Below are 23939 nucleotides of genomic sequence, written 5' to 3'. Positions count from 1 at the left end.
AGTGATTTGAGAGGGGCTTCTTGGAGTTTACATGGCAAATGCCTGGGGCTTTACGTCTTGATCTGTGCCCTCTATTCCCTGCTCCTAATCAGGAGCGGCACCAATTTGTGGGGTCCTGTGCCTTACCCCGGTGGCGAATTTCGAAGTAGACACCGCTATGGCTGAGCCCACCGCTATTGCCAACTCGAGCGATGGTGTCACCACTTTCCACCCACTCGCCAATATTGCGGGTGAGGGACTGATTGTGGGCGTAGAGGCTCATGTACTCCTCGCCGTGATCCAGGATAACCAGCATGCCGTGACCGCGCAGGTAATCAGAGAAAACCACGCGGCCGCGGTGGATTGCTCGTACCGGCTCCCCTTCATTGGCGCGTAAGGTGACACCTTTCCAGGTGATGCCATTGGCGCGGCGCTGTCCATAGGCATTGGCGCGGCGGCCATCAACCGGCCACTGCATTCGGCCTCGCTGGCGCGCAAAGGGTTTTTGCTCGCTGGGGTTTACCAGTGAGGCGATGGCGCGGCCCACTTCGTCGATCAGCTTTTGCAGGCGTGTGCGATCCCCTTGGAGCTGCTTGAGTTCACCGCTGCCATCGGAAAGTCGTGTCGCCAGTTTATCCAGCGTATCCTTGCGATTTTGCTGTGCGACGCGCAGTCTGGTCTGGCGTTTCTGCAGCTGCTCTCGCTTGGCTTTCAAGGTTTCGCGCTCGCGCTCAATGGAGGCGGATACGGTTTCCAGCGAGGTGAGGGTTTCCAGGTAAGTGTCTATGATGCGGCTGCGTTCTTGGAGGAAGTAATCGTGGTAGCGGAGATGGCGGGCGACGTTCTGTGGATCTTGCTGGTTGAGAAGGAGTTTGATCTGCTCCTGTCGGCCTAGTCGGTATGCGGCGGCGATCTCCTGTTCGACCCGCCGCTGCATACTTCGTCGCGACTCCTGCAGTTGCTGTTGTTCCTGCTGGAGTTCGCGCAGCTTGTCCGAGCGGCTGCGCATATCCTGTTTGATCTTGTCTATGCGCTGGTGCAGCCCGGAAATATCTTTCTCGTTCTCTTCCAAATCCTTGAGCAATTGGTCGCGCTGGCCCCGGACCTGGTTGAGTTCCTGTTGCAGGGACTCAATGCGTTGCTTGATCTGTGCCAGGCGCGCCTGCTCATCTCCCTCCGCCTGGCTCCAGGCGGGCAGGGAAATCAGGGCGATCAGGAAGAGTACGAGAGTTTTCATCAGTCCATTTTTACCAAACTTTGGCCGGTCATTTCCGCCGGCTGTGGCAGATCCATCAACGCTAACATGGTTGGTGCTACATCCGCCAGACTACCTCCGTCACACATTTGCACATTGCGCTCGCCGATATAAACAAAAGGCACCGGCAGAGTTGAGTGCTGGGTGCTGACCTGGCCGGAATTGGCGTCGAACATCTCTTCCACATTGCCGTGGTCGGCAGTAATCAGCACTTCTCCCCCGGCAGCCAGAGCGGCGTTTACGACGCGCTCCACACACTGGTCCAGGGCTTCGACGGCTTTTACAGCCGCCTCGAAAACACCGGTATGGCCGACCATATCGCCATTGGCGTAGTTGCAGATAATGGCGTCGTACTCGCCGCTCTCAATTGCCGCTACCAGCTTGTCAGTGACTATTGGCGCATTCATTTCCGGTTGCAGGTCGTAGGTGGCCACATCCGGGGATTTGATCAGTTCGCGGGTTTCGCCCTCGTAGGGCTCTTCGCGGCCGCCGCTGAAGAAGAAGGTAACGTGGGCGTATTTTTCTGTCTCGGCGATGCGCAGCTGGGTTTTGCCCTCTGCAGACAAGTACTCGCCGAGGGAATTGACCAGGTTTTCCGGTGGGAAGGCACAGCTGGCGTGGATATCGGCAGCGTATTCGGTCGTCATGACGAAGTCCGTCAGCTGCGGCCTGGCTTTGCGCTCGAAGCCGCTGAAGTCCTGCTCGGTAAAAGCGCGGGTTAACTGGCGCGCGCGATCCGGGCGGAAATTCATAAAGATAAGGGAATCGCCGTCCTGGATAGGGGCGGGCTCGCCAATCACCGTTGGCGCGACAAACTCATCGTTTTCACCGCGCTCATAGGCCGAGGCCAGTCCTGCCAGGGCGTCACTGGCACTGTGCTTTGCTGTACCCAGGGTCAGCATGTCGTAAACGGACTCGGTGCGCTCCCAGCGCTGGTCGCGATCCATGGCGAAGTAGCGCCCGGCCAGAGTAGCCATATGGGCATTGCCGACGGAGTCACATACCTGCATCAGGCGCGCCAGGGAGGGTTCGGCACTGCGCGGTGGGGTATCGCGGCCATCGAGAAATGCGTGTACATAAATAGCGCGGGCGCCGCGCTGCGCCGCCAGGGTTACCATGGCAACAATATGGTCTTCGTGGCTGTGTACGCCGCCCTCGGACAGGAGTCCCATAATATGGACGGCGCCGTTGTTGGCGATAGCCTTATCTACCGCAGTGGTGTAAGCGGTATTACGGAAGAAGTCGCCGTCCTGGATGGCTTTGTTGATCCGGGTGAAGTTCTGGTAGACCACTCGACCGGCGCCCAATGTCATATGGCCGACTTCTGAGTTGCCCATTTGTCCATCGGGCAGGCCCACTGCCATACCGGAGGTCTGGATCAGGGTTTTTGGGCGGGTCGCCCAGATATTGTCCCAGACCGGAGACTTGGCTGCGTGAATCGCATTGTGCTCAGGATTGTCGCTGTGGCCGAAGCCGTCCAGAATCAGCAGGACCAGGGGGCGTTTTTGCGGGGCTTGCGTAGCGGCCATAACGACAGTATTCCTCTTCCGGGGGGTTAAATTGCGGACGCGGATTTTAACCTGTGGGGCTGGTATTTCACCATGTTATTTAGCTTAAGCCGGATTACATAGGGGCTGGGGCGGAAGGATTTGGCTGGTTAGAATTTCGCCATGATCGTGTATACTCCCGCCGGCATCGGGCGCTGCAGCGCCCTGTTGATAACCACTTGAGGATTTTGGGGGCGAAGTGGATTTTCTCGACTTTTTAGCTGAGCAGTGGCTGTTGGTCGGCCTGCTTGTGGCATTGCTTTACGCTTTTGTTTTGACTGAGCGATACAAGTCTGGTGAACCTGCGTCATTGCACGAAGTGACCAAGCTGATCAACAGCGATGGGGCCAAGGTGCTGGATATCCGCGATCGCAGCGAGTTCACCTCCGGTCATATCGTCGATTCCCTGCATATTCCCCACGGGGATGTTGCTGAGCGCATTGCTGAGTTGGAATCCTTTAAAGATAAAACCATTATTGTCGCCGACAAAATGGGGCAGCATGCAGGCCCGGTGGGACGAATGCTGAAGCAGAAAGGTTTCCAGGTGCGTCGTCTGCAGGGCGGCATGAGCGAGTGGGCTAACCAGAACCTGCCTGTCGTTAAGGGCAAAGGTTAACCTGAAGCATAAGTTTGACGGAGTTTTGTCATGCAGAATGTTGTCATTTATACCACCCGTTTTTGTCCCTACTGTGTCCGTGCCAAGCAGCTACTCGACAGCAAGGGTGTCGCCTATCGCGAAAGACCCGTGGATAACAATCCCGGCTTGCGTGCGGAAATGGCTGCCAAGGCGGGACGTCGTTCGGTCCCACAGATCTGGATCGGCGATAAGTATGTAGGGGGTTGCGACGACCTGATGGCGTTAGAGCGCGCCGGCCAACTCGACAAACTGCTGAAAGCAGCGGAGTCAGTAGAAAATTGACGCGGCCGCCAACATGCGGTCTCCAATATTTGCTATTTATCCGGTCCGGGCCTTGAAACGTTTTATCGAGGCCCCAACTGTTGAGTTATTACCGGAGTCTTTCTCACGGAAGGCATCAATAAACTTTTTATAATGAACAGGCTGTAACATGGCTGAAGAATTAAATGGCGCAGCGGCAAACGCAGAGGCTCCACAAGTACAATTTGCGATGCAGCGCATCTACCTGAAAGACCTCTCCTTTGAAACCCCGATGGGTGCCGAGGTCTTCAAAAAGCAGTGGAAGCCCCAGGTTAATCAGGAGCTGAACACCAAGACCGCGAAGATCGAAGACGATCTGTACGAAGTGGCTCTGACCCTGACTATCACCGTAAAGCTGGAAGAAGACACCGCTTTCCTGGTAGAGGTAAAACAAGCTGGCTTGTTCGGTATCAAAGGTCTGGAAGGTCAGCAACTGGCCCAGGCCCTGAACACTGCCTGCCCGCAGATTTTGTTCCCCTACGCCCGTGAAGTGATCGACAATGCCGTAGTCAAAGGTTCATTCCCTGCACTGATGTTGCCGCCGGTGAACTTCGACGCCCTGTTCGCTGCTGCCCTCGATAAGGCGCAGAAAGAGTCAGAAGGTGCCCAAGCGAATGCTTAATTCGCTTTAGCCCGGCTGGCACGATAAAAAGGTCCCTTAGCGGGGCCTTTTTTTATATCTGTAATCTCTCGGGGATAGCTTCCATTTTACTGACTGCCCCTCCGCAACCGCAGTACAAACCTGGAGCCGCTTATGCAGTGGGATCTGCCAAATCCATTTATCGCCAAAGTGACGGTTGGCGCCAAACATGTGGATGGCCTGAGTCATGCCAACAACGCGGAATATGTGCGCTGGTGTGAGGCCACCGCCTGGGCGCACAGCGCAGCCCTGGGCTTGGATGTCACGAATTATCAGCAGCTTGACCGGGGAATGGCAATTCGTCATGGCGAGTATGACTATATACTGGCGGCCAGAGAGGGGGAGGAATTGCTGTTTGGCACCTGGCTCACTGAGGTGGACGGGCGTCTGAATATGACTCGCCGCTTTCAGGTGTTTCGCGCCGCCGATAAGGCATTGGTATTGCGGGCCGAATGGCGGATGGTGTGCATTGAGCTTTCCACTGGCAAGCCAAAACGCATGCCGGCGATCTTCAAGGAAATTTACAGTCCGGCAGTGACTGCCCCGGAGGCTGAAAAAAATGAGTGAAGAGTTTGTATCCCTGACCAACAATTCAGGGGCGCTTAAGGACAAGACCATATTTATCACCGGCGCCAGTCGCGGCATCGGCCGGGCGATCGCCCTTAAGTGTGCCGCAGATGGAGCCAATATCGTGATTGCCGCTAAATCGGCAGAGCCCCACCCGAAGCTCCCGGGAACCATCTTCTCGGTGGCGGAGGAAGTGGAAATGGCCGGTGGCAAAGCCCTGGCCCTGCAGGTGGACGTGCGCGATGAGCAGCGGGTAGAGCAGGCTATGTCAGCGGCCGCCGACAAATTTGGCGGTATCGATGCAGTGATTAATAACGCGGGAGCGATCAACCTGACCAATGTCGAATCGACACCGCCCAAGCGCTACGACCTGATGCAGAGCATCAATAGCCGTGCGGTGTATCTCACCGCCCACCTGGCGATTCCTTACCTGAAAAAAGCAGACAACGCCCACATCCTCAGCCTCTGCCCGCCGCTGAATATCCAGCCTAAATGGTTGGGGCCCTTCGCTCCTTACGCTATGTCAAAGTTTGGTATGACCATTCTCAGCCTGGGTTTGGCGGAAGAGCTGCGCGAGGCGGGGATTAGTGTAAATACCCTGTGGCCGCGTACACTGGTGGCCACGGCCGCGATTGAATTTGCGGTGGGTAGTCGCGAGATGTTTGAGCAGAGCCGCAAGCCCGCCGTTATGGCCGATGCGGCCTACGAGATACTGACGACCAGAGATGTCGCCTTGAGCGGTCGCCAGTTAATCGATGAAGAGCTGTTGGCAGAGCGCGGTGTGAAGGATTTCACTGGCTATGCCCACAATCCAGCCAATGCAGACAACTTAACCAAGGATTTATTTCTCGACTGACGCTGGCAGGGGGTATTTGTGAGCAGCGACAGAAAGTTATTTAAAGACGCTCTCGGCGAAATGGGAGACGTCAAACCACTGGCACAGGAGCGCCGTGTCACTTTACGCAAGGAGCCGAAGCAATCTGAGTCGATGTTGCGGGAGCGCCGCGCCGCTGCTACGCGCCTGACAGAACGGGAAATGAACCCCCTGTCCGGTGAATATATCGATTTGGTAGAGCCATGGGATCCGTTGGAGTTCAAGCGCGATGGTGTGCAAAACGGGGTCTATCGCAATTTGCGCCTGGGCAAATACAGCGTAGATGCGCGCCTGGATTTACATCGCCATTCTGTGGAGATGGCGCGCAGGGCCGTGATGGAATTTATCCGTGATTGTGTTGAAGCGGATGTGCGCTGTGCCCTGATTACCCACGGTAAGGGTGAGGGGCGTAAGCAACCGGCGTTATTGAAGAGCTGTATCAATCACTGGTTGCCGCAGCTGCACGAAGTACTGGCTTTTCACAGTGCCCAACCCCAACACGGGGGCTTGGGAGCGACTTATCTGCTGCTGAGAAAGAGTGAACGCAAGCGGCAGGAGAATCTGGAAATACATCAAAAGCGCCGCTAAGTGTTCTTTTGTAACTAATCTGTCACTTATGCAAATTAATATGCGCGGCTGAGGCTTTCCCCTCAAGGAGGTTTTTATAGACTCCTAAAGCTCATCTTTTTGATTCTTCTTGATTGTGATCCTGGCGACCCAATGGGTCGCCTTTTTTATAGGGTTGTGCCTGCCGGTAGCTGCGGTCTACTTGCTCAAATTCTATGCGGGCGGTGCCATCGGTACTGCTGACCATCATTTTGTTGCCCACGATAACAATCAAATCAGACTTTCTCAGAGCATTGAGGAAATCAACTTCCAACTCATCACTGGGTTGCGCGCCTCCCATACGCGCAATCGCTGGGATACGCTCCCAGGTGAATGCTCCGCTGCTACTGAGAGAAAAGCGTCCCAGGTAGGGGTTGGTGCCACTATTGCCTCTAACGTAACCAAAGCGGTCGCATTTGAAGAAGGGTCTATCCCGCCAAAATCTGCTCCAGCTAAGGGTTGAATCATAAGTACGCCCGGAATAGTACAAGCTCGATAGCACCCACTCGTGCTCACAGGCAGACCAAGCCGATCGCTGCAGTTGGGGAACGGGGGGAGGGGGTGTGCTGCAGCCTGCAAGAACCAGGTTGCCCAGGACAATGCTCAGCAGTAAGTAAGAAGCACGACGTGGCATGATGTCGTTCTCATTGTTTTTGCGACATTTAATCTAAAAATCTACAGGCCTTCTGTGGCCGCGTTCAAGGTCCGGCCTTTACGTATTCTATATAGATATCACCTGATGGGTCACGCAGTATCAGGCGATTACCCCGGGACTTGGTAAAAGCCTGGCGGGTAGCGGCGAGGGCGCGGAGATATGCATGTTCCTGCTGCAGTAAGGCCTCGGGCCCACCCATCTTGGTGGAGACAAAGCTGGAGGTATCCCACAGTAGCTGGCCGTTATTCGTTACCTGCATCTCTCCTCGGTAGGTGTTTATGCCACTTCTTCCCATGACATTACCCTGGAGGTTGCAGACAAAGGTAAAGTCTGAGGGTCTTTGGATTGGTACCAGTGCGCCGTCAACGCGAAGACGCACCAACTGCCATTTCTTATCACAGACAGCACCCATGCTCCCCGCTGACTGGACAACCTGGGCTTCCTCAATTCGATTTGTAATACATCCGCCGATAACCAATAAGGCTCCTATCAGCCATATTTGAACCAACCTGCTCATCGGCGAATAACTCCCAAACTCAAACCCTTCTCCTGTCTACACCTCAGCCAACCGCTTTACGGCTTTCACAAAAGCTTAGTTGTTGGTTACAGCGAGGAGACGACAGCAGTGACAAGCTATGCTTGCACTGATGTAGAAAAATAGTATTTGGCCTTCGATAAAAGGACGTTCGTCGACATGATCAGGCGCACCAAGATCGTTGCTACCCTGGGCCCAGCCACTGATAAAGAAGAAACACTTCGGCAATTAATCAATGCCGGTGTCGATATGGTTCGCCTGAATTTTTCCCATGGGAAAATTGATGACCACCGTCGCAGGGCGAAATTTGTTCGCGAGGAAGCGCAGCGCCAGGGCAGGCATATTGCTTTACTGGGAGATTTACAGGGACCGAAAATTCGTGTCGGAAAATTCACCGATGGGCGTGTTCACTTGCGCAAAGGTGAAGAATTTATTCTGGACCCGGATTGGGATAAAGAAAGTGGTAGTCCCGAAGGCGTTTGGGTTGATTATGAAGCCCTGGCTGAGGATTGTAGCGAGGGTGACTGCCTGCTACTGGATGATGGCCGCTTGAGTTTACGCATCAAAAAAATCATTGGCTTGTCATTAAAAACTGAAGTTGAATCTGGTGGCTGGTTGTCCGATAGAAAGGGAATAAATAAACAGGGAGGTGGTCTTACCGCACCGGCACTGACTAAAAAAGATCGCAGTGATATAAAGATTGCAGCTGACTTGCAGGTTGATTATCTCGCGGTTTCCTTTCCCCGAGATGCCCGTGATATCCACAAGGCGAGAAAACTATTAAGGGAGGCGGGTGGCACCGCGCATATCATTGCCAAGATCGAACGGGCCGAGGCAGTTGCCAATGATGCCCGCCTGGAAAAACTGATTTTGGCCAGTGACGCTATTATGGTGGCGCGAGGAGATCTCGCCGTGGAGATTGGCGATGCGGAATTAATGGGGGTACAAAAGCACCTGATTAGTTATGCCCGCTATCTCAATCGGGTAGTGATTACCGCAACACAAATGATGGAGTCTATGATTACCAGCCCGGTTCCGACCCGGGCGGAAGTTTGTGATGTGGCCAATGCGGTATTGGATGGCACCGATGCAGTGATGTTATCTGCAGAGACAGCAGCGGGTGAATATCCTATTCAAACCGTTCAGCATATGGCTGATGTAATTGTTGGAGCAGAAAAGCATAGAAAAAATTATTCCATGCCGGAAAGTCTTCGTGGAGATTACCCTGCGGGTGATGCGTGCATCGCAATGGCGGCGATGACAATAGCTAATCATTGCCGTGAAATAAAAGCGATAATTTGCCAGACGGAGACTGGAAATACGGCTTTATTAATGTCAAGAGTCTGTGCATTAATTCCTATCTATGCTTTTTGTCGACATCAAAAATGTTGTAACCGAGTGGCCCTGTACAGCGGTGTCGATCCTGTATTAATGGATATGTCTAATATGGATGGTCCTCTCCGAGACCAAAAAGCAATTTCTTATTTATTGGATCAAGAACTGCTGATATCCGGGGACTTTGTATTGATATCCCGAGGTTATCAGCAGGACATCGGGGGTCACACTGATACCCTGCGTATAGTCCGTGTACCCTGATAATTTCAGTTAAAAAATACCTTTAGGATTAATTTATCCCGCACGAACACATCTTACCAATATCTTGGTTTCTAATTCCTGTTCGACACAGCGGAATTTTTGTCCGTCTAAGGTTAGTGATTTTGGGCTTCCCTGGGGCGCGGTTGTCGAACAACCGGCAACTCCTGTCGCCAGGGCCACGGCAAGCAGAATAAGTAGTACTTTCTGCACCGCAGTTACCTCTATGTGTGACTTGAGTGACGCAATCCCGAATAACTTGTTAATTTAGGGTAGAGGTAATAGCTGTCATTGTGATGTTTTTAACGACAATTTGTTAAAAGTGGCGACATCGACTTAGGGATACGAAAGTGGGTTCAATGGGCGGAGATGTCGAAGTTAATGAATGAAAACTCCGCTGTACATTTTGGGAGACAGTGCACAGCGGAGCAGGTTGCCTAGGGAAGGTGAGGCCTAACGTCTACTGCGGTGATGTCCGCCGCGAACGCGATAGTGGCCTCTATGGCCCCGATAGCTGCGATAGCTGGCGCGGTGGTGATAGCTTCTATAGGCTCGATTATGGGCGCGAAAGCGTGCGTGGGATGACCGCGGATAATAGAAGCGGTTGTAGTAGGGCATTCCGCGATAGTAATAGCGAGCCCGATAGCGAGGGTGGCCGCGGAATGACGCGGATCGGTAAGTGGCGTAGCCACCGCCGTAGTAATAGGTATTCACTGGTGTGAAACCAACGGTCTGATAAACCGGTGTCCTATAGGACGCTAAATAGATATTACTTGAGGCGTAGTAATTGGGCGTGGCATAGGGATAAGCGTAGGAGGAGGTATACGCGACTGGCCCACCGCTTGGTCCACCATAGCTGGTATAAGTGGTGTAGTAACCATCGGTGGCACAGGCACCCAGGGTTAGGGCTGTGCACACCATGGCGGTGAGTATCACCGTTTTAGCAGCTCTATTCATAGTGCTTTCTCCGGTAAGTGGAATTTCCCCCCGGAGAGGCCCGGCAGGGGCCAAGCCCCTTTAGTGCGCCAAACAGGCGAGCACGGAATTTGAGGTTTAGTAGGGCCTTGCGCGCGGTGGCGGATCAACGATCTGATATTGGGTGTTCACGACAGCGGGCGGTCTGAGGCGATAAAAGTTGCCGTCCCAGTAGAAGTTACAGTGCTGCATATTGTGACAGGTGCCATCCGGGTGGCAGTGGGCATAGCGTCCACGCAAGTTGTAATACGTCTTGTTGTAATAAGGGCTGTAACCGTAATAACTGGCAGAGCAGTCGTAGCCACCACAGGGGTAGCCAGATGTGCCATTACAGGCCGAAAGGGCCAGTCCTGCTGCCATGGCTAGTACACAACCAGAGCCACGCAGCAACCTAGTGGGCAGCGGTTTCATCAAGACCTCCACACCTATTGGCGGGTAAAACTTCTACATTCAGCCTGTTGATTTGTCGCATAAATCATCGCAAATCAAAATATATGTTCTAACAAAGCTGAAAACCGAGGCGGGTCTGTATTGGCATATCGAAACTTTCGAGTCTCGCGGCAACTGGACACGCACTCTCAGAGTGAGAAAAGGTAAGGTCGGCAGGCGGGTGAAACCACTAAAAATTCACACATTGTGAGAAAAATGGTTCTCTCGCAATGTGCGAATCAAGCCCTGAAGGCTCTTTAACTTAGTGACTGCTGGGCAGGAGTTTGGGGTCTATTGACTCTAAGTAGGCGCCGCTGCTCAGCAATTGCTTCGCCTCCTCAATATCCGGGGCAAAGTAGCGGTCCTTGTCATAGAAAGGTACTCGGGCGCGCAGTTTTGCCTTGGCTGCCTCCAGTTTTTCCGTGGATTTTAACGGCGCGCGGAAATCCAGTCCCTGGCAGGCAGCAAGTAGCTCCACCGCCAGGATGCCACAGGTATTGTCGGCCATATCCCGCAGACGGCGGCCGGCAAAGGTGGCCATGGATACATGGTCTTCCTGGTTGGCGGAGGTGGGCAGTGAGTCCACACAGGCGGGATGTGCCATGGATTTATTCTCACTGGCGAGCGCTGCTGAGGTGACCTGGGCGATCATAAAGCCGGAGTTCACCCCGCCATTTTCCACCAGGAAGGGAGGCAGGCCGGATAGGTTGCTGTCGATCAACAGCGCCATACGACGCTCGGATAGGGAGCCGATTTCTGCCAATGCCAGCGCCAGGTTGTCGGCGACCATCGCTACCGGCTCCGCGTGGAAGTTACCACCGGAAATAATGTCGGAGTTATCCGGATTTTCCTCGTCGGTAAATACCAGCGGGTTATCAGAAACACCATTCGCCTCGGCCAACAATACTTCGGCAGCGAAGCGCATCTGCTGCAGACAGGCTCCCATGACCTGGGGCTGACAGCGCAGGGAGTAGGGGTCCTGCACTTTTTCACAGAACTGGTGGGAATCACCGATCTGGCTGGTTTCACCGAGCAGGTCCCGATAAATTGCCGCTACGTCGCGCTGAGCCTGTTGGCCGCGGGCGTTGTGAATACGATCATCGAAAGGGCGGCGTGAGCCCTTGGCTGCTTCCAAGGTAATGGCACCGGTTACCAGGGCGCCGGCGAACAGGTCTTCACTGGCGAACAGGCCGAGCAGGGCAAAGGCGGTAGAAGCCTGAGTGCCGTTTAGCAGGGCGAGGCCCTCTTTGGGGGCCAGGGTAATGGGCTCAAGACCTGCGGCTTTGAGGCCTTCGTGAGCACTCTTGCGCTCGCCCTTGATAAATACTTCCCCTTCACCGAGAAGTACCACGCTCATATGAGCCAGCGGCGCCAAATCGCCAGAAGCGCCGACAGAACCTTTCTCAGGGATAGCGGGGTAGACACCGGCATTGACCAGTTGCATTAAAGTTTCGATAACCTGTGGGCGCACACCGGAGAAGCCGCGCGCGAGTGAGTTGATTTTCAATACCATCAGCAGGCGCACGGTGGCTTCACTCATAAAGTTGCCGGTACCGGCGGCATGACTCAGTACAATAGCGCGCTGCAGGTTTTCCAGGTCGTGCTTTTCAATGCGGGTGTTGGCCAATAAACCAAAACCGGTATTAATTCCGTAAACCGTGCGCCCTTCGGTAATAACCTGGGCAACGGTGTGAGCAGAGGCTTCAATAGCGGGATAGGCGCTTTTCGCCAGGGACAGCTGCACCGACTCGCGGGCTACGCGGCGCAGTTGCGCAAGGCTCAATTGACCGGGATTGATTTCCAATTGATACATAAATTCATTCACCAAAAAATATTTACTGCTTAGCAGGCTGTTGAAAAACAGCCTGCGCGGGCGGTGCGAAAGCGCCTGCCGCAAAATCAAGCACTGCAATTGCTTGATTTGAGTGCCCATCTTTGTGGACATGTGCCGCAAAGATGGCTTGAAAAAGTCGCTTGTTGGCTTTTTCAACACCCTGTTAGGCGCCGGCAGCGCAGCCCGATCAAAGTTATTCGGGCTGTAAAAGATTTCCGCCGGCGGTATTTTTATTGCGGTAAAAAATCAGTCGTTCAGCATAGGCAGGTCCAGGCCCTGCTCTTTTGCGCATTTTTTTGCGATCTCGTAACCGGCATCGGCGTGGCGCATGACACCGGTGGCGGGATCATTCCAAAGAACCCGTTCGATACGTTTGCGTGCGGCTTCAGTACCGTCACAGACAATGACCACACCAGAGTGCTGGGAGAAGCCCATGCCTACGCCACCGCCGTGATGCAGGGATACCCAGGTAGCGCCGGAGGCAGTGTTCAGCAGAGCATTCATCAGCGGCCAGTCGGAGACAGCGTCGGAACCATCCATCATGGCTTCAGTTTCGCGGTTGGGGCTCGCTACAGAGCCGCTGTCGAGGTGGTCGCGGCCGATCACTACCGGTGCTTCCAATTCACCGTTGGCCACCATCTCGTTAAATGCCAGTGCCAGGCGCGCGCGATCTTTCAGGCCCACCCAGCAGATACGTGCGGGCAGTCCCTGGAAATGAATCCGCTCGCGGGCCATGTCGAGCCAGTTGTGCAGCTGCGGATTGTCGGGAATCAGTTCCTTAACTTTGGCATCGGTCTTGTAGATATCTTCCGGGTTGCCGGACAGGGCCGCCCAGCGGAAAGGACCGACACCTTCGCAGAACAGAGGGCGAATATAAGCGGGTACAAAGCCGGGGAAATCGAAGGCATTTTTCACACCTTCCTCGAGGGCCATCTGGCGAATATTGTTGCCGTAGTCGAGAGTTGCGGCGCCGCGCTTTTGCAGCTCCAGCATGGCTTCAACCTGAACCGCCATAGATTGTTTGGCTGCCTTAACTACTGCGGCTTCATCTTTCTTGCGCATCTCCGCAGCGTATTCCATGGTCCAGCCCTGGGGCAGGTAGCCATTTAAAGGATCGTGTGCGGAAGTCTGGTCGGTAACCGAATCCGGCAGAATATTGCGTTTTACAATTTCCGGGAAGATATCTGCTGCGTTGCCCAGCAGTCCAACGGAAATGGCTTCGCCTTTTTCCATCGCGGCTTCAATCATTTGCAGCGCTTCGTCGAGGCTGGTGGCTTTTTTGTCTACATAGCCAGTGCGCAGACGGAAATCGATTCGGGTTTCGTCGCACTCTACTGCGATCATGCTGAAACCGGCCATGGTCGCCGCCAGTGGCTGAGCGCCACCCATGCCGCCGAGGCCACCGGTAAGAATCCATTTGCCTTTCGCTTCGCCATTAAAGTGTTTGCGTGCGACGGCGGCAAAGGTTTCATAGGTACCCTGGACGATGCCTTGGGAGCCGATATAAATCCAAGAGCCGGCAGTCATCTGGCCGTACATGGCCAGGCCTTTTTTATCCAGCTCGTTAAAGTGTTCCCAGTTGGCCCAGTGGGGTACCAAGTTGGAGTTGGCAATTAATACCCGGGGTGCATCGGCGTGGGTTTTAAAGACTCCGACAGGCTTGCCGGACTGCACCAGCAGGGTTTCGTCGTCTTCCAGGCGCTTCAGCACTTCGACAATTTTGTCGTAGCACTCCCAATCCCGCGCGGCGCGGCCGATACCACCGTACACCACCAGGTCCTCCGGGCGTTCAGCTACCTCGGCGTCCAGGTTGTTCATCAACATGCGCAGGGGAGCTTCGGTGAGCCAGCTTTTGGCATTGAGCTCACTGCCGCGAGGCGCGCGGATTTTGCGGCTGGGATCGTGGCGTTTGTCGGTAGACATAGCTTCCTCGTCAATTTTTCTCGTAAAAAAATTCACACGTCCCGGATTTGATTGTTTCTTTTCCCAGGGCGCGCGGGATAAATCAATAACTAGAATCTCAGTTGTGCACCGAGGCGGTATCGATTGCCTGGGTGAACCAGGCGCGCGAAGCTCACGGTACCGGCACTGCATTTAGTGCGTCGCCAAACCTGGAGGCAGGCATCTCCGGGGGCAATTTCCAGAGCGTGGGCGATAGCGGCTTCTGCAGCTATGGCCTCGACGGTTGTATCGGCCTCGGTTAGCGGTGCGACTTTGGAAAGATAGGCGTTGGGGGTGGTGTGGGCGAAGTCTTGGTCCAGGTAATCCGGAGCTAGGGCTGGATTGGTAAATCGCTCTTCCCACTGCACCGGTAAACCGTTGTCACAGTGCACAATAATGGAGTGAAACACTTTTGCCTGTTCGGGCACTTCCAATGCCAGGGCTACATCGGCGCTGGCGACACAGGGTTGAGCCAACAGGATGCGGTTGCTGTAACTGTGCCCCCGGGCCGAGATCTCGTCGGCGATATTGCGCACTTCCAACAGTGAGCTGGCGGGCACCGGCTCGGCGACAAAAGTACCCAGCCCCTGGGAGCGCATCAGGACGCGCTCATCGGTTAGTTCGGTGAGTGCCCGTCTAGCGGTCATTCGACTCACACTGAATTGCTGCGCCAGTTGGTTTTCCGAGGGTACCTGGGAATGAACTGGCCATTCGCCAGACTCAATTTGTTGGCGGATATGGCGCTTGATGGCCGCGTATCGAGGTTCACTTGCAGTATTCATAGACTCAGGTACAGTACTTTCGTTGCTTGTATATTGTTGTATATACAAGAGTAGTTACGGCTACTATGGTTTCCCTGCTGCGGGCTGTCAAGTCGAAGAGGGGAGCTGTATCCTGCCCGTTACTGGTTTGTCGGTCATCGGGCCGAGCATCTATGGTTTAAAAGGAAAAGCGTGCCGCTAAAAGCTTATGTCAGAACGCTGTGATTTGCTGATTACCAATTTGAATGCCGCCACAATGGACCCATCCATTGCCGGTGGTTACGGTGTTATCGAGGATGCTGCAATTGCGGTAACCAAAGGTCGGATCGTTTGGATTGGTCCCCGCCGGGATCTGCCCGAGTGCACCCCAGACCGCATTGTTGATGGCGAAGGTCAATGGGCAACTCCGGGCCTGATCGATTGCCACACGCATCTTGTATATGGAGGCCATCGCGCAGGGGAGTTTGCCCGTCGCCTGGGGGGAGAGAGTTACGAAGAAGTGGCTCGCTCTGGCGGGGGTATTATTTCTACCGTGCGGGCGACACGGGGTGCCAGTGCCGAGAACCTGTATAAGTTGGCTGAGCCCCGTCTGCACGCCCTGATGGCCGAAGGCGTTACAACCGTGGAAATTAAATCCGGTTATGGCCTGGACCTGGATACTGAACTAAAGCAACTGCGCACCGCGAGACGCCTGGCGCAACACAACTCAGTGGAAATAGTAACGACCTGTCTGGCAGCTCACGCTCTGCCACCGGAATACGACGGTCGTGCCGATGAATATATCGACCTTATCTGCGAGCAGATATTGCCCGCTGTAGCCCGCGAGCAATTGGCCGATGCCGTGGATATGTTTTGCGAGACGATTGGATTTACTGTCGATCAGTGCCAGAGAGTTATCGATGCAGCGAAAAAACTGGACCTGCCAGTAAAAGTGCACGCCGAGCAGCTGGCACGTACAGGGGCCACTGAAATGGCGGCAAAGTCCGGGGCATTATCGGTAGATCATATTGAATATATCAGCGATGCCGATGTACTGGCGATGGCGGAAAGCGGCACCGTGGCAGTGCTTCTACCAGGGGCTTTCTACACGCTGCACGAAACCCAGGTTCCGCCAATTGAAAAATTACGCGAGGCAGGGGTTTGTATGGCATTGGCTACAGACCTTAATCCCGGGAGTTGTCCAATCGCTTCCCTGCGTTTGATGATGAACATGGGTTGTCAGCTGTTTGGCTTAACTCCGGCAGAAGCTCTCGCAGGTGTTACCCGTGCAGCCGCTCGGGCACTGGGTTTGTGCTGTTCTCGCGGTGTACTGCGCGAGGGGCTGCGAGCAGATATTGTTCTTTGGCCGATGGATACCCCAGATCAACTCGCTTATGAAGTGGGCGCCTTAAAGCCTGCAAGAATTTTCCTGGAGGGGCGCGATGTTACAGCTTGCTGAGATGCAACTGAGAATCGGGTATGTTGATTCTTAGGGTGGATGTACATCGGAATTAAGGATAAGTTAGTGCTAAATGAGCAACAATATTATCAACAATTTTTATAAGGTTTTTGCGCCCATTATTATCTGATATTTGGAGTGTTGATCTCTGTTTAGCATCTATCGTGGGCTTTATTTTTAGTTCATGAGTGTCGCTTTGTATTTACAATGGGCGACACTTTTTAAAATTGCTAGCCAATGTCACAGCGTTGGCTGATAAATAGGGCATACTTATAAACTGTAAGCTCCTTTAGATTTACAATCGGAATAAATAAGCGGTCCCCTCCTAACATTAATGATCAGGGGACTGTAACCGATAAATAAGTAATAAGGATTTTTGTATATCTTACATTTTCACAGGAAGTGCATCTTGCCTTTGCAATATCTCTATATCAGTTAATGCACACTACATTTATTACTCTAAAGCTAGGAACTCTTGAAAATGAGTAATTCCAATCTTTCAGGAGCAGTGGTGCTCCCGCAAAAAAATCCTCGTATTTTGGCCTTTGATCTGACCCGAGGCATTGCCGTACTGTTTATGATTGCTATTCACGTCTTATATCATTATGGACGAACAGACGTGGCAGACAGTGCTATTGGTGTTGCTATCCAGGTATCTGCGGGAACTCCGGCAGCTTCAGTGTTTATGCTGATTATGGGTATTTTCATTGGCTATAGTTCGAAGCCGAGTCTGAAACAGGATTTGTTTCGTGCTGCTGGTCTTTTTGCAATAGGGTATTTACTTAATTTCGCCCGTGGCACAGTGCCTATGTGGCTTTCTTTACAGTTTGGTCTTGTCACACAAGAGCAACTGGGAGAATACACACCGCTGAGTGAATTTCTTATGGTAGATATTTTCCAGTTTGCTGGCCTTGCGCTCGCTATTTGTGCACTAGTCAGGCACTTCTTGCCTCATCCTATATACTGGCTCGCTGCGGCAGCTATCGTAGCATTCGGCTCCTCACTCGTCTGGGATATCGGCAGTAACTCCGTTGTTATTGACGAAATTTTACAGTTGTTTTTTGGCAATAAGCGCGAAGGGGTAATGTTCCCGTTATTTTCCTGGCTTGCCTATCCCCTCGCAGGCATGGCAGTTGGCTACTGGTTTAAAAATACAAAAAATATAGATGCATTGTTCTCACGCAGCATATGGATTGGCTTAGCCCTAATGAGCATAGGTGGCCTTCTAATCATGTTGAATACGCAATACTTTTTTGCCGAAAACATGAGAGGTGGCCCAGGTCTAATTATTCTGCTTATTGGCTATACTTTCCTTTGGCTTTGGATTAGTAATTTCCTCTTAAACAAAGTAAAGAACAGAAAGCTCATTGACGTAATGGTGTTTTGGGGTAAAAACATAACTCCGTTCTATATCGCTCAGTGGTTGATAATTGGATGGGGATTAATGTTAGTTGGTTCCCAGCAGCTTGGTATGGCCAGTACGTTAACAGCAATGTTTATCGTACTCCTGCTTTCTCATTTTGGGACTCGAGCTTGGGTTAATTTCCGTTCCCATAAAGGGAAAGCTATGGAGCAGCCTGCAGCGTCTGCGGTATAGTACCGACATGCAACACGTGCTGTTGAAAAATGCGGCACGTTAGTGTTGTAGAAGCGCAACTTAAATGCTTCTTTTTCGTGACATATTTTAAGGTACTCGCAGAGGGCATTGCTTGATCGTCTACTTCCAAAAGTATCGGCAGCTCTCGCGCTGGGGCTTTACAGTTCCCACAGCCCACTGTGCGAAGGTTTGCGCGCGCATATCGCGCACGGCCAATGGATATTCCGGATCAACTTGCCTACAAAGTGGGGGCTTAAAGCCAATAAAGATCTTCCTCGGAGGTATTGATGTTACAGCTTGCTGATATGCAGTTATGGAGTGGTCGCACCGACTCTGAGGATGGACGTGCAGGTGAGCGCTGGCACCAGCGGATTTCTCCTTTGCAACTGGATGACCCTCCCGGTCTGACTATTCTCGGCTTCGCTTCTGATGAGGGTGTGCGTCGGAATAAAGGGCGAATTGGCGCGGCCAAGGGACCGAGAATATTGCGTCTGGCCATGGCGAACTTGCCAGCAACTTTTGATGCGCCCTTATACGATGCGGGTAACGTCAGAGTCGAACGGGAAGACTTGGAGTCAGCTCAATCGCTATTGGGTGCCCGTATCAATGAGCTGCTTGGTGCCGGCCACTTTCCATTGGTATTGGGAGGCGGCCATGAAATTGCTTTTGGCAGTTATCAGGGAATTGCCCGCTGGATGCGCGAGCATCACCGCGAGAGCAGCCTGGGTATTATCAATTTTGATGCGCATTTGGATTTACGCACACCTGCGCCAAAGGGGTCATCGGGTACGCCATTTTTCCAGATCGCAGAGCAGTGCAGGATAAATGGCCGCGAATTTAATTATCTCTGTGTGGGTGCGGCGGATAACGCCAACACACCTGCTCTCTACCAGAGAGCTGATGAGCTGGGTGCCCAGGTTATTCGGGATCGTGAAATTAGTAGCTGGAATCTGAATACAGTTCAGGCGCGAATCCGCGACTTTATCGAGAAGGTGGATTTTGTCTATCTGACGGTATGTCTGGATGTATTGCCGGCGGCAGTAATGCCAGCGGTGAGTGCCCCCTCTGGCAGGGGGGTTTCCATGGAGTTTCTGGAAGTCTTGCTGGATACCGTTTTGGAATCCAATAAAGTTTGTTTGGCGGATATTGCTGAATTTAATCCCTATTTTGATATTGAGGATCATGGTGCGCGTACCGCAGCCCGCTTAGGTTTTCAAATTGCAAATCGTGCGGCCAGAAAAATCCCCTGAGTATTTTTTAATAATACAGCGCGGCCTGTATGGCTTTGGAGGTCGCGTTAACTTCAGTATTAGAAACCACTATTTTAATCTTTATCCACAGCCGTAAGTGACTGGCAGAAAGCTCCACTTTTGCAGTTGATATGATCAAAGATCTTGAAATTAATCACCTAAGAACCCTGGAAATACTATTCAGGGTTGAAAGTATCTCCCTTGCTGCAGAGCATCTGCAGGTTTCGCAGCAAGCTGTCAGTTTGCAGCTGAAGAAGATTAGAAAAATAGTTGGGGATGATCTATTTGTGCGCACTGGGCATGGGATGGCTCCCACCAGTTATGCAAAATTTATAGAGCCACAGATTCGACAGGTGCTGATGTTACTCAGTGAGATTCCCGCCCCGGGTTCTCTTGATTCAAGCCAGACTTCCCGGACCCTGGTGATCTCTGCTACAGATTACGCGCAAAAAGTGGTTGTTGCCGGATTGATCCAAAGGGTCAGGCAATATGCGCCGAAAGTGAAATTTATTGTCACTAATATTGAAAGCGTCTCGCTCACCCAGAAAATGCATCAGGGAGAAATTGATTTGGCTTTCACATCAGCGGGGTATGTGCCTGATGGAATTAATACACAGGTGCTCTTTAATGAGCGTTATGTCTGTGTATCGGCTAATCCTATGTATAGTTTAGATGAGTTGGTCCCTATTGATCAGTTGATGCAATCTGATTTTGTGATTACATCGCCAGGGGTTGGAGGCTTGCGCGGTTCAGCCGATCGTTGGCTAGAGGGGCAAGGTCTAAAAAGAGAGATTGTTGTTTCGGCGCCCTCTTTTTATATAGCCCAGGAGTTCTTGAAAAGGACGGATACCCTGGCCTTTATTCCCTCTAGGTTGATGCCTTGTGAGGGCTTGGTGGAAATTACCTTGGACAAGTATCCACCTGGCTACGAAGTTGTAGCCGCCTTTCATCCCCGAGTGGAAAATGATCCACTGGTAAGTTGGATTCTCAATGATCTGCACCAACAGTTTTCTAAGTCAATGGCTTCCTGATTGTATCCGTAACAAGCTTTACTCCATAGCTTTGGCAAGGCTGCCTTTCTACTATGATTTTTTCAAAAGCTAGAAAGCGTACAGGTCTGTTATGAGTATTCTGAATATTAATCCCTCTTCACTTTATGATGGCAGTTCTTCCTGCCTATCCCACGCTCGGATTGATACCAAAACAGGCTTGGTATTTGTATCGGGTCAGGTGGATTGGGATAGTAATTGTGAAGTTAAAAGCATAGGGGTTGGTGCACAGGCGGAAAGCGCCATGCAAAACTTATTGACAGTATTGGATGAGGCCGGATCGTCGGTAGAAAACCTTTTGCAGTTGCGCATCTATGTTCGTGGAGAAGTGAGTGAACATCTGGGGGAAATAGCCCCCGTGCTATCTAAATATTTGGGTACAACTCGCCCGGCAATCACGGGAGTGGGAGTCACATCCCTGGCATCGCCAGAGACATTGATAGAAATTGAGGCAGTGGCTAAAACGCTGCTGTAAGTACTTGAATAAAAAAGCCCCGCAATGCGAGGCTTTTAGTTTTACTTGAGGTGTTCCCTCAGCTCGGAGCCTGCTTGATCAAGAGCATCCTGCACTGCGGGCACGTCACTCAGGGCATTTAGTAGGCCGTAGTCGTGAATCATGCCGTTATAGCGAACAGCGGTTACGGTCACACCAGCTTCGTTAAGTTTGCGGGCGTAAGCTTCCCCTTCATCTCTCAGCACATCCATCTCAGCAGTCTGCACCAGAGCGGGAGGCAAGCCGACCAACTGGGATTTGCTGGCGCGCAGAGGTGAAGCATAGATCTCGTTGCGCTGTTTGGGGTCGGTAGTGTAGTTATTCCAGAACCACTTCATCATATCCCGTGTCAGGAAGTGATCCTGGGCGAACTGCTTATAAGAAGCGTTGTTGAAGTTGGCATCGGTAACCGGCCAGAGCAGCAGTTGAAATTGCAGATCCGGTGTTCCTTTCTCTTTCGCCATCAAGGCAACCACGGCTGCCATATTGCCACCGACACTGTTACCGGCCACGGCAAGACGGGAGCCGTCGACACCGATCTTTTCGCCATTCTCCGCGACCCACAGGGTAGCCGCATAAGCCTGGTTAATTGCAGTCGGGTACTTGGCCTCTGGAGATGGGGTGTAATCTACATACACCGCAGCGGCGCCGGAGCGTTGAACCAGATCGCGGATCAAGCGTTCGTGAGTTGAGTAGTCACCCAAGACCCAGCCTCCGCCGTGGAAATACATAAAGGCGGGAATCTGGCCCCGGGTGTTTTTCGGTTTAACGATAGTCAGTTCCAGATTTTCGCCATTAACCGTAATGGTTTTCTTGCTGACTTCAGCGGGCGGCAGTTGCGCACCCTCTTGGGCTCCGACCAGGACGGCGCGGGCATCTTTTGGTGATAGTTGCTCAATGGGTTTGCCGCCACCTTGCGCCAGTGCTTGAAGGAACCCCTGGGTATTTTTCTCAACACCAGGGGAAATAGAAGCAGACGCAGAAGTCATACCAAGAGCAAAGAAAAGGGGTAGTGCCAGCTTGGAAACTTTTAAGCCATTCATAACGGATACCTTCAATTCTCTACCGGTTGCTTAAGAAGATATGTGCAGGCGCACATCAACATTGCCTCGGGTTGCATTGGAATAAGGGCAAACTTCATCGTGAGCGGTGTTGGCAATTTTTTCTGCCGTCGCCTGATCCAGGCCAGGAAGATCGATGTAGAGGTCAATATCCAGACCGAAACCCTTACCCTGGGTACCGATTCCAACTTCGGCACGCACAGTGGTTTCTTCCGGGATTTTTACTTTCTCTTTACCGGCGACAAACTTAAGAGCGCCAATAAAGCAGGCAGAGTAACCCGCAGCAAACAGTTGCTCTGGGTTGGTGCCATCGCCCCCGGGACCGCCAAGCTCTTTGGGAATACTGAGCTTGACGCTTAACTTTCCATCTGATGATTGAGCTTCGCCATCACGGCCGCCATTTGCGGTTGCTACTGCGGTGTAAACTGTTTGCATTAACTTGTCCTCATTGATGTGTGTTTGTCTGTCAGAAGCTACCTGGAATGGGGTCCAGTACTTTTCCCGCTGGATTTATTGAGTTGGGGGTAGTAGTCCGGATTTCTAAGTCAGGTTCTAAACAGCGCGTCAGCTTGGGTGCCAGATAAAGTTATTGCAATAATAGTTGTTGCGATAATTAAATATCTCTATAAGGCCGATAGCTATAGAGAATGGAGTTAAAGCGGGAGCCCCGCTCATGGCGGGGCGATAAAAAGAGGGAGAAGGTTAGGGGTTCGATAAATATTGGCGAAGCGCCTCTATTTGCGTCTTTAGCGCCCGTGCAGACTGAGGATTCAAGCCACAGGCGTTCAGCACCTGAGTGGGAATTGAAGCAGCTTCTTTTTGCATCGACCTACCGGTCTCAGTCAGCTCGATAATTACTCGGCGCTCATCTTCCGGGTCTCGGTGGCGGTTGATCAGCTTCTGATTCTCCAGTCGTTTGATAACTGGCGTTAGGGCACCCTTATCCTGACCGAGCCGCAGGCTCAACTCCGTAGCGGTGATTCCGTCATCTTCCCAGAGCACCAGCATCATCAAGTACTGGGGGTAGGTTATTCCCAGTGTCTCCAATAGAGGCTTGTACATCTTGCTCATTGCCAGGGAGGCAGAATACAGGCTAAAGCAAAGTTGGTTATCAAGTTTTTGGTCTTCGTTTATGGACTTGGCCATAGGCACACCCTACTTACTGGTGGCAGTTTTGCGCTAGTGTAGCGCAAGTATGGACTTACCACGCTCCTTCATTGTTCCAGAACCGACACATACTGCCAATCGAGAGCAGCGAAACTTTTTGTAAGGTTTTATTTGAAGCCGGTACAGTAATTTGCATAGACGATGGAGTGGCCGGTGGAATTACGGGATCAATTATTTCAACAAGCGATAGCGGAATATGCCGAGGGCGTTTCCCGAGTAGTACACAGCTATGTTCGATCGAAGGCTGAGCATGATGACCTGTTACAGGAAATCTGGTTGGGACTTTGGCGGGCTCTACCAACATTTCGCGGCGATGCCAGCCTTAAAACCTTTGTATATCGCATTGCACACAACCGCTGTGTAACAGAACTAACTCGGAGAAAGCCTTATCACGGGAATGATAATGACTTATTAGAGCTTGAGGACCATCAACCGGGCCCAGCGGAGCAACTGGTAGCCGAGCGCAAATCCGAACAGCTGGTCCGTGCAGTGCAAAAATTGCCCTTGGGGCTTCGACAAACATTAACCCTTCGTTTAGAGGGGATGAGTTATGTAGAAATATCTGAAGTCTTGGGTATTACGGAGTCCAATATTGCAGTGCGACTCAATCGGGCAAAAGAGCGCCTTAATATCTGCCTTTCTGGAGGTAAAAAATGACTGAAGCAGATTCAGAAAAACAGTGGTTGGAGTTGGAAAGTGTCTGGAAGCAGCAGCCAGTTAGCAATGAAGTCCCAGCCGAAATACTAAAGTGGGTTC

The 23939-nt window shown here is 52.3% G+C and carries 26 protein-coding genes (1 of these 26 running past the window's edge); 14 read left to right on the top strand and 12 right to left on the bottom strand.

Annotated features, from left to right (window positions below):
* Positions 1 to 88: 88 nt before the first annotated feature.
* Complete coding sequence (locus BTJ40_RS21150) at positions 89 to 1216, bottom strand: murein hydrolase activator EnvC (RefSeq protein ID WP_108734938.1); 1128 nt, start codon at positions 1214 to 1216, stop codon at positions 89 to 91.
* The gene (gene gpmI, locus BTJ40_RS21145; protein WP_108734937.1) at positions 1216 to 2763 is read right to left on the bottom strand and encodes a 2,3-bisphosphoglycerate-independent phosphoglycerate mutase; all 1548 of its coding nucleotides are present in this window, start codon (positions 2761 to 2763) and stop codon (positions 1216 to 1218) included. The genes BTJ40_RS21150 and gpmI overlap by 1 nt, the downstream gene beginning before the upstream one ends.
* A gap of 217 nt (positions 2764 to 2980) precedes the next feature.
* Here gpmI and BTJ40_RS21140 point away from each other — a divergent pair, with 217 nt between their 5' ends.
* The 6 genes from BTJ40_RS21140 (at position 2981) to smrA (ending at position 6387) form a co-directional block, all read left to right on the top strand.
* Positions 2981 to 3397, top strand: coding sequence for a rhodanese-like domain-containing protein (locus BTJ40_RS21140; protein ID WP_108734936.1), 417 nt, complete (start codon positions 2981 to 2983; stop codon positions 3395 to 3397).
* A gap of 30 nt (positions 3398 to 3427) precedes the next feature.
* Positions 3428 to 3700, top strand: coding sequence for a glutaredoxin 3 (gene grxC / locus BTJ40_RS21135; RefSeq protein ID WP_108734935.1), 273 nt, complete (start codon positions 3428 to 3430; stop codon positions 3698 to 3700).
* Between the two features lie 148 nt (positions 3701 to 3848).
* The gene (gene secB, locus BTJ40_RS21130; protein WP_108734934.1) at positions 3849 to 4340 is read left to right on the top strand and encodes a protein-export chaperone SecB; all 492 of its coding nucleotides are present in this window, start codon (positions 3849 to 3851) and stop codon (positions 4338 to 4340) included.
* A gap of 132 nt (positions 4341 to 4472) precedes the next feature.
* Entirely contained in the window at positions 4473 to 4925 is a 453-nt protein-coding gene (locus BTJ40_RS21125) for a thioesterase family protein (protein ID WP_108734933.1), read from the top strand.
* On the top strand, positions 4918 to 5781 hold the full coding sequence (locus BTJ40_RS21120; protein WP_108734932.1) for an NAD(P)-dependent oxidoreductase: 864 nt from the start codon (positions 4918 to 4920) through the stop codon (positions 5779 to 5781). The genes BTJ40_RS21125 and BTJ40_RS21120 overlap by 8 nt, the downstream gene beginning before the upstream one ends.
* A gap of 18 nt (positions 5782 to 5799) precedes the next feature.
* Positions 5800 to 6387, top strand: a complete 588-nt coding sequence (smrA, locus tag BTJ40_RS21115) for a DNA endonuclease SmrA (RefSeq protein WP_108734931.1) — start codon at positions 5800 to 5802, stop codon at positions 6385 to 6387.
* A 91-nt stretch (positions 6388 to 6478) separates the two neighbouring features.
* On the opposite strand, the gene BTJ40_RS21110 is transcribed toward smrA, so the two are convergent.
* A complete protein-coding gene (locus BTJ40_RS21110; RefSeq protein WP_108734930.1) occupies positions 6479 to 7039 on the bottom strand; it encodes an META domain-containing protein in 561 nt (186 codons plus the stop codon).
* A gap of 64 nt (positions 7040 to 7103) precedes the next feature.
* A complete protein-coding gene (locus BTJ40_RS21105) occupies positions 7104 to 7577 on the bottom strand; it encodes an META domain-containing protein (protein WP_108734929.1) in 474 nt (157 codons plus the stop codon).
* 177 nt (positions 7578 to 7754) lie between these two features.
* Here BTJ40_RS21105 and pyk point away from each other — a divergent pair, with 177 nt between their 5' ends.
* Positions 7755 to 9191, top strand: coding sequence for a pyruvate kinase (gene pyk, locus BTJ40_RS21100; RefSeq protein WP_108734928.1), 1437 nt, complete (start codon positions 7755 to 7757; stop codon positions 9189 to 9191).
* A gap of 450 nt (positions 9192 to 9641) precedes the next feature.
* Here pyk and BTJ40_RS21095 read toward each other — a convergent pair whose 3' ends face one another.
* The 5 genes from BTJ40_RS21095 to hutC all read right to left on the bottom strand — a co-directional run bounded on the left by BTJ40_RS21095 (position 9642) and on the right by hutC (position 15149).
* On the bottom strand, positions 9642 to 10145 hold the full coding sequence (locus BTJ40_RS21095) for a hypothetical protein (RefSeq protein WP_108734927.1): 504 nt from the start codon (positions 10143 to 10145) through the stop codon (positions 9642 to 9644).
* Between the two features lie 96 nt (positions 10146 to 10241).
* Complete coding sequence (locus BTJ40_RS21090; protein ID WP_108734926.1) at positions 10242 to 10574, bottom strand: hypothetical protein; 333 nt, start codon at positions 10572 to 10574, stop codon at positions 10242 to 10244.
* A gap of 280 nt (positions 10575 to 10854) precedes the next feature.
* A complete protein-coding gene (gene hutH, locus BTJ40_RS21085; protein WP_108735382.1) occupies positions 10855 to 12405 on the bottom strand; it encodes a histidine ammonia-lyase in 1551 nt (516 codons plus the stop codon).
* A 267-nt stretch (positions 12406 to 12672) separates the two neighbouring features.
* On the bottom strand, positions 12673 to 14349 hold the full coding sequence (hutU, locus tag BTJ40_RS21080; protein ID WP_108734925.1) for a urocanate hydratase: 1677 nt from the start codon (positions 14347 to 14349) through the stop codon (positions 12673 to 12675).
* Positions 14350 to 14438: 89 nt separating this feature from the next.
* The gene (gene hutC, locus BTJ40_RS21075; protein ID WP_108734924.1) at positions 14439 to 15149 is read right to left on the bottom strand and encodes a histidine utilization repressor; all 711 of its coding nucleotides are present in this window, start codon (positions 15147 to 15149) and stop codon (positions 14439 to 14441) included.
* A gap of 187 nt (positions 15150 to 15336) precedes the next feature.
* Here hutC and hutI point away from each other — a divergent pair, with 187 nt between their 5' ends.
* The 5 genes from hutI (at position 15337) to BTJ40_RS21050 (ending at position 20937) form a co-directional block, all read left to right on the top strand.
* Positions 15337 to 16566, top strand: a complete 1230-nt coding sequence (gene hutI, locus BTJ40_RS21070; RefSeq protein WP_108734923.1) for an imidazolonepropionase — start codon at positions 15337 to 15339, stop codon at positions 16564 to 16566.
* Positions 16567 to 17047: 481 nt separating this feature from the next.
* Positions 17048 to 18163 (top strand): heparan-alpha-glucosaminide N-acetyltransferase domain-containing protein, encoded by a 1116-nt coding sequence (locus BTJ40_RS21065; RefSeq protein ID WP_108734922.1) that lies wholly within the window; start codon positions 17048 to 17050, stop codon positions 18161 to 18163.
* 287 nt (positions 18164 to 18450) lie between these two features.
* Positions 18451 to 19413, top strand: a complete 963-nt coding sequence (hutG, locus tag BTJ40_RS21060; protein WP_108734921.1) for a formimidoylglutamase — start codon at positions 18451 to 18453, stop codon at positions 19411 to 19413.
* Between the two features lie 131 nt (positions 19414 to 19544).
* A complete protein-coding gene (locus BTJ40_RS21055; protein ID WP_108734920.1) occupies positions 19545 to 20444 on the top strand; it encodes a LysR family transcriptional regulator in 900 nt (299 codons plus the stop codon).
* A 91-nt stretch (positions 20445 to 20535) separates the two neighbouring features.
* Positions 20536 to 20937 (top strand): RidA family protein, encoded by a 402-nt coding sequence (locus BTJ40_RS21050; protein ID WP_108734919.1) that lies wholly within the window; start codon positions 20536 to 20538, stop codon positions 20935 to 20937.
* Positions 20938 to 20978: 41 nt separating this feature from the next.
* On the opposite strand, the gene BTJ40_RS21045 is transcribed toward BTJ40_RS21050, so the two are convergent.
* The 3 genes from BTJ40_RS21045 to BTJ40_RS21035 form a co-directional block, all read right to left on the bottom strand.
* Positions 20979 to 21998, bottom strand: a complete 1020-nt coding sequence (locus BTJ40_RS21045) for an alpha/beta hydrolase (RefSeq protein ID WP_108734918.1) — start codon at positions 21996 to 21998, stop codon at positions 20979 to 20981.
* 30 nt (positions 21999 to 22028) lie between these two features.
* The gene (locus BTJ40_RS21040) at positions 22029 to 22451 is read right to left on the bottom strand and encodes an organic hydroperoxide resistance protein (protein ID WP_108734917.1); all 423 of its coding nucleotides are present in this window, start codon (positions 22449 to 22451) and stop codon (positions 22029 to 22031) included.
* Positions 22452 to 22718: 267 nt separating this feature from the next.
* Positions 22719 to 23162 (bottom strand): MarR family winged helix-turn-helix transcriptional regulator, encoded by a 444-nt coding sequence (locus tag BTJ40_RS21035; protein WP_108734916.1) that lies wholly within the window; start codon positions 23160 to 23162, stop codon positions 22719 to 22721.
* Positions 23163 to 23336: 174 nt separating this feature from the next.
* Between BTJ40_RS21035 and BTJ40_RS21030 the strand changes: the two genes are divergently transcribed.
* Positions 23337 to 23840, top strand: a complete 504-nt coding sequence (locus BTJ40_RS21030) for an RNA polymerase sigma factor (protein WP_108735381.1) — start codon at positions 23337 to 23339, stop codon at positions 23838 to 23840.
* On the top strand, positions 23837 to 23939 hold the beginning of the coding sequence (locus BTJ40_RS21025; RefSeq protein WP_108734915.1) for a hypothetical protein. The gene runs 491 nt beyond the window's last position; 103 of the gene's 594 nt are visible here — the first part of the coding sequence; the start codon lies at positions 23837 to 23839; its stop codon lies beyond the right edge, outside the window. The genes BTJ40_RS21030 and BTJ40_RS21025 overlap by 4 nt, the downstream gene beginning before the upstream one ends.

The sequence above is a fragment of the Microbulbifer sp. A4B17 genome, assembly GCF_003076275.1.
Classification (GTDB): Bacteria; Pseudomonadota; Gammaproteobacteria; order Pseudomonadales; family Cellvibrionaceae; genus Microbulbifer.
This window is presented reverse-complemented; position numbering and strand designations above follow the sequence as displayed.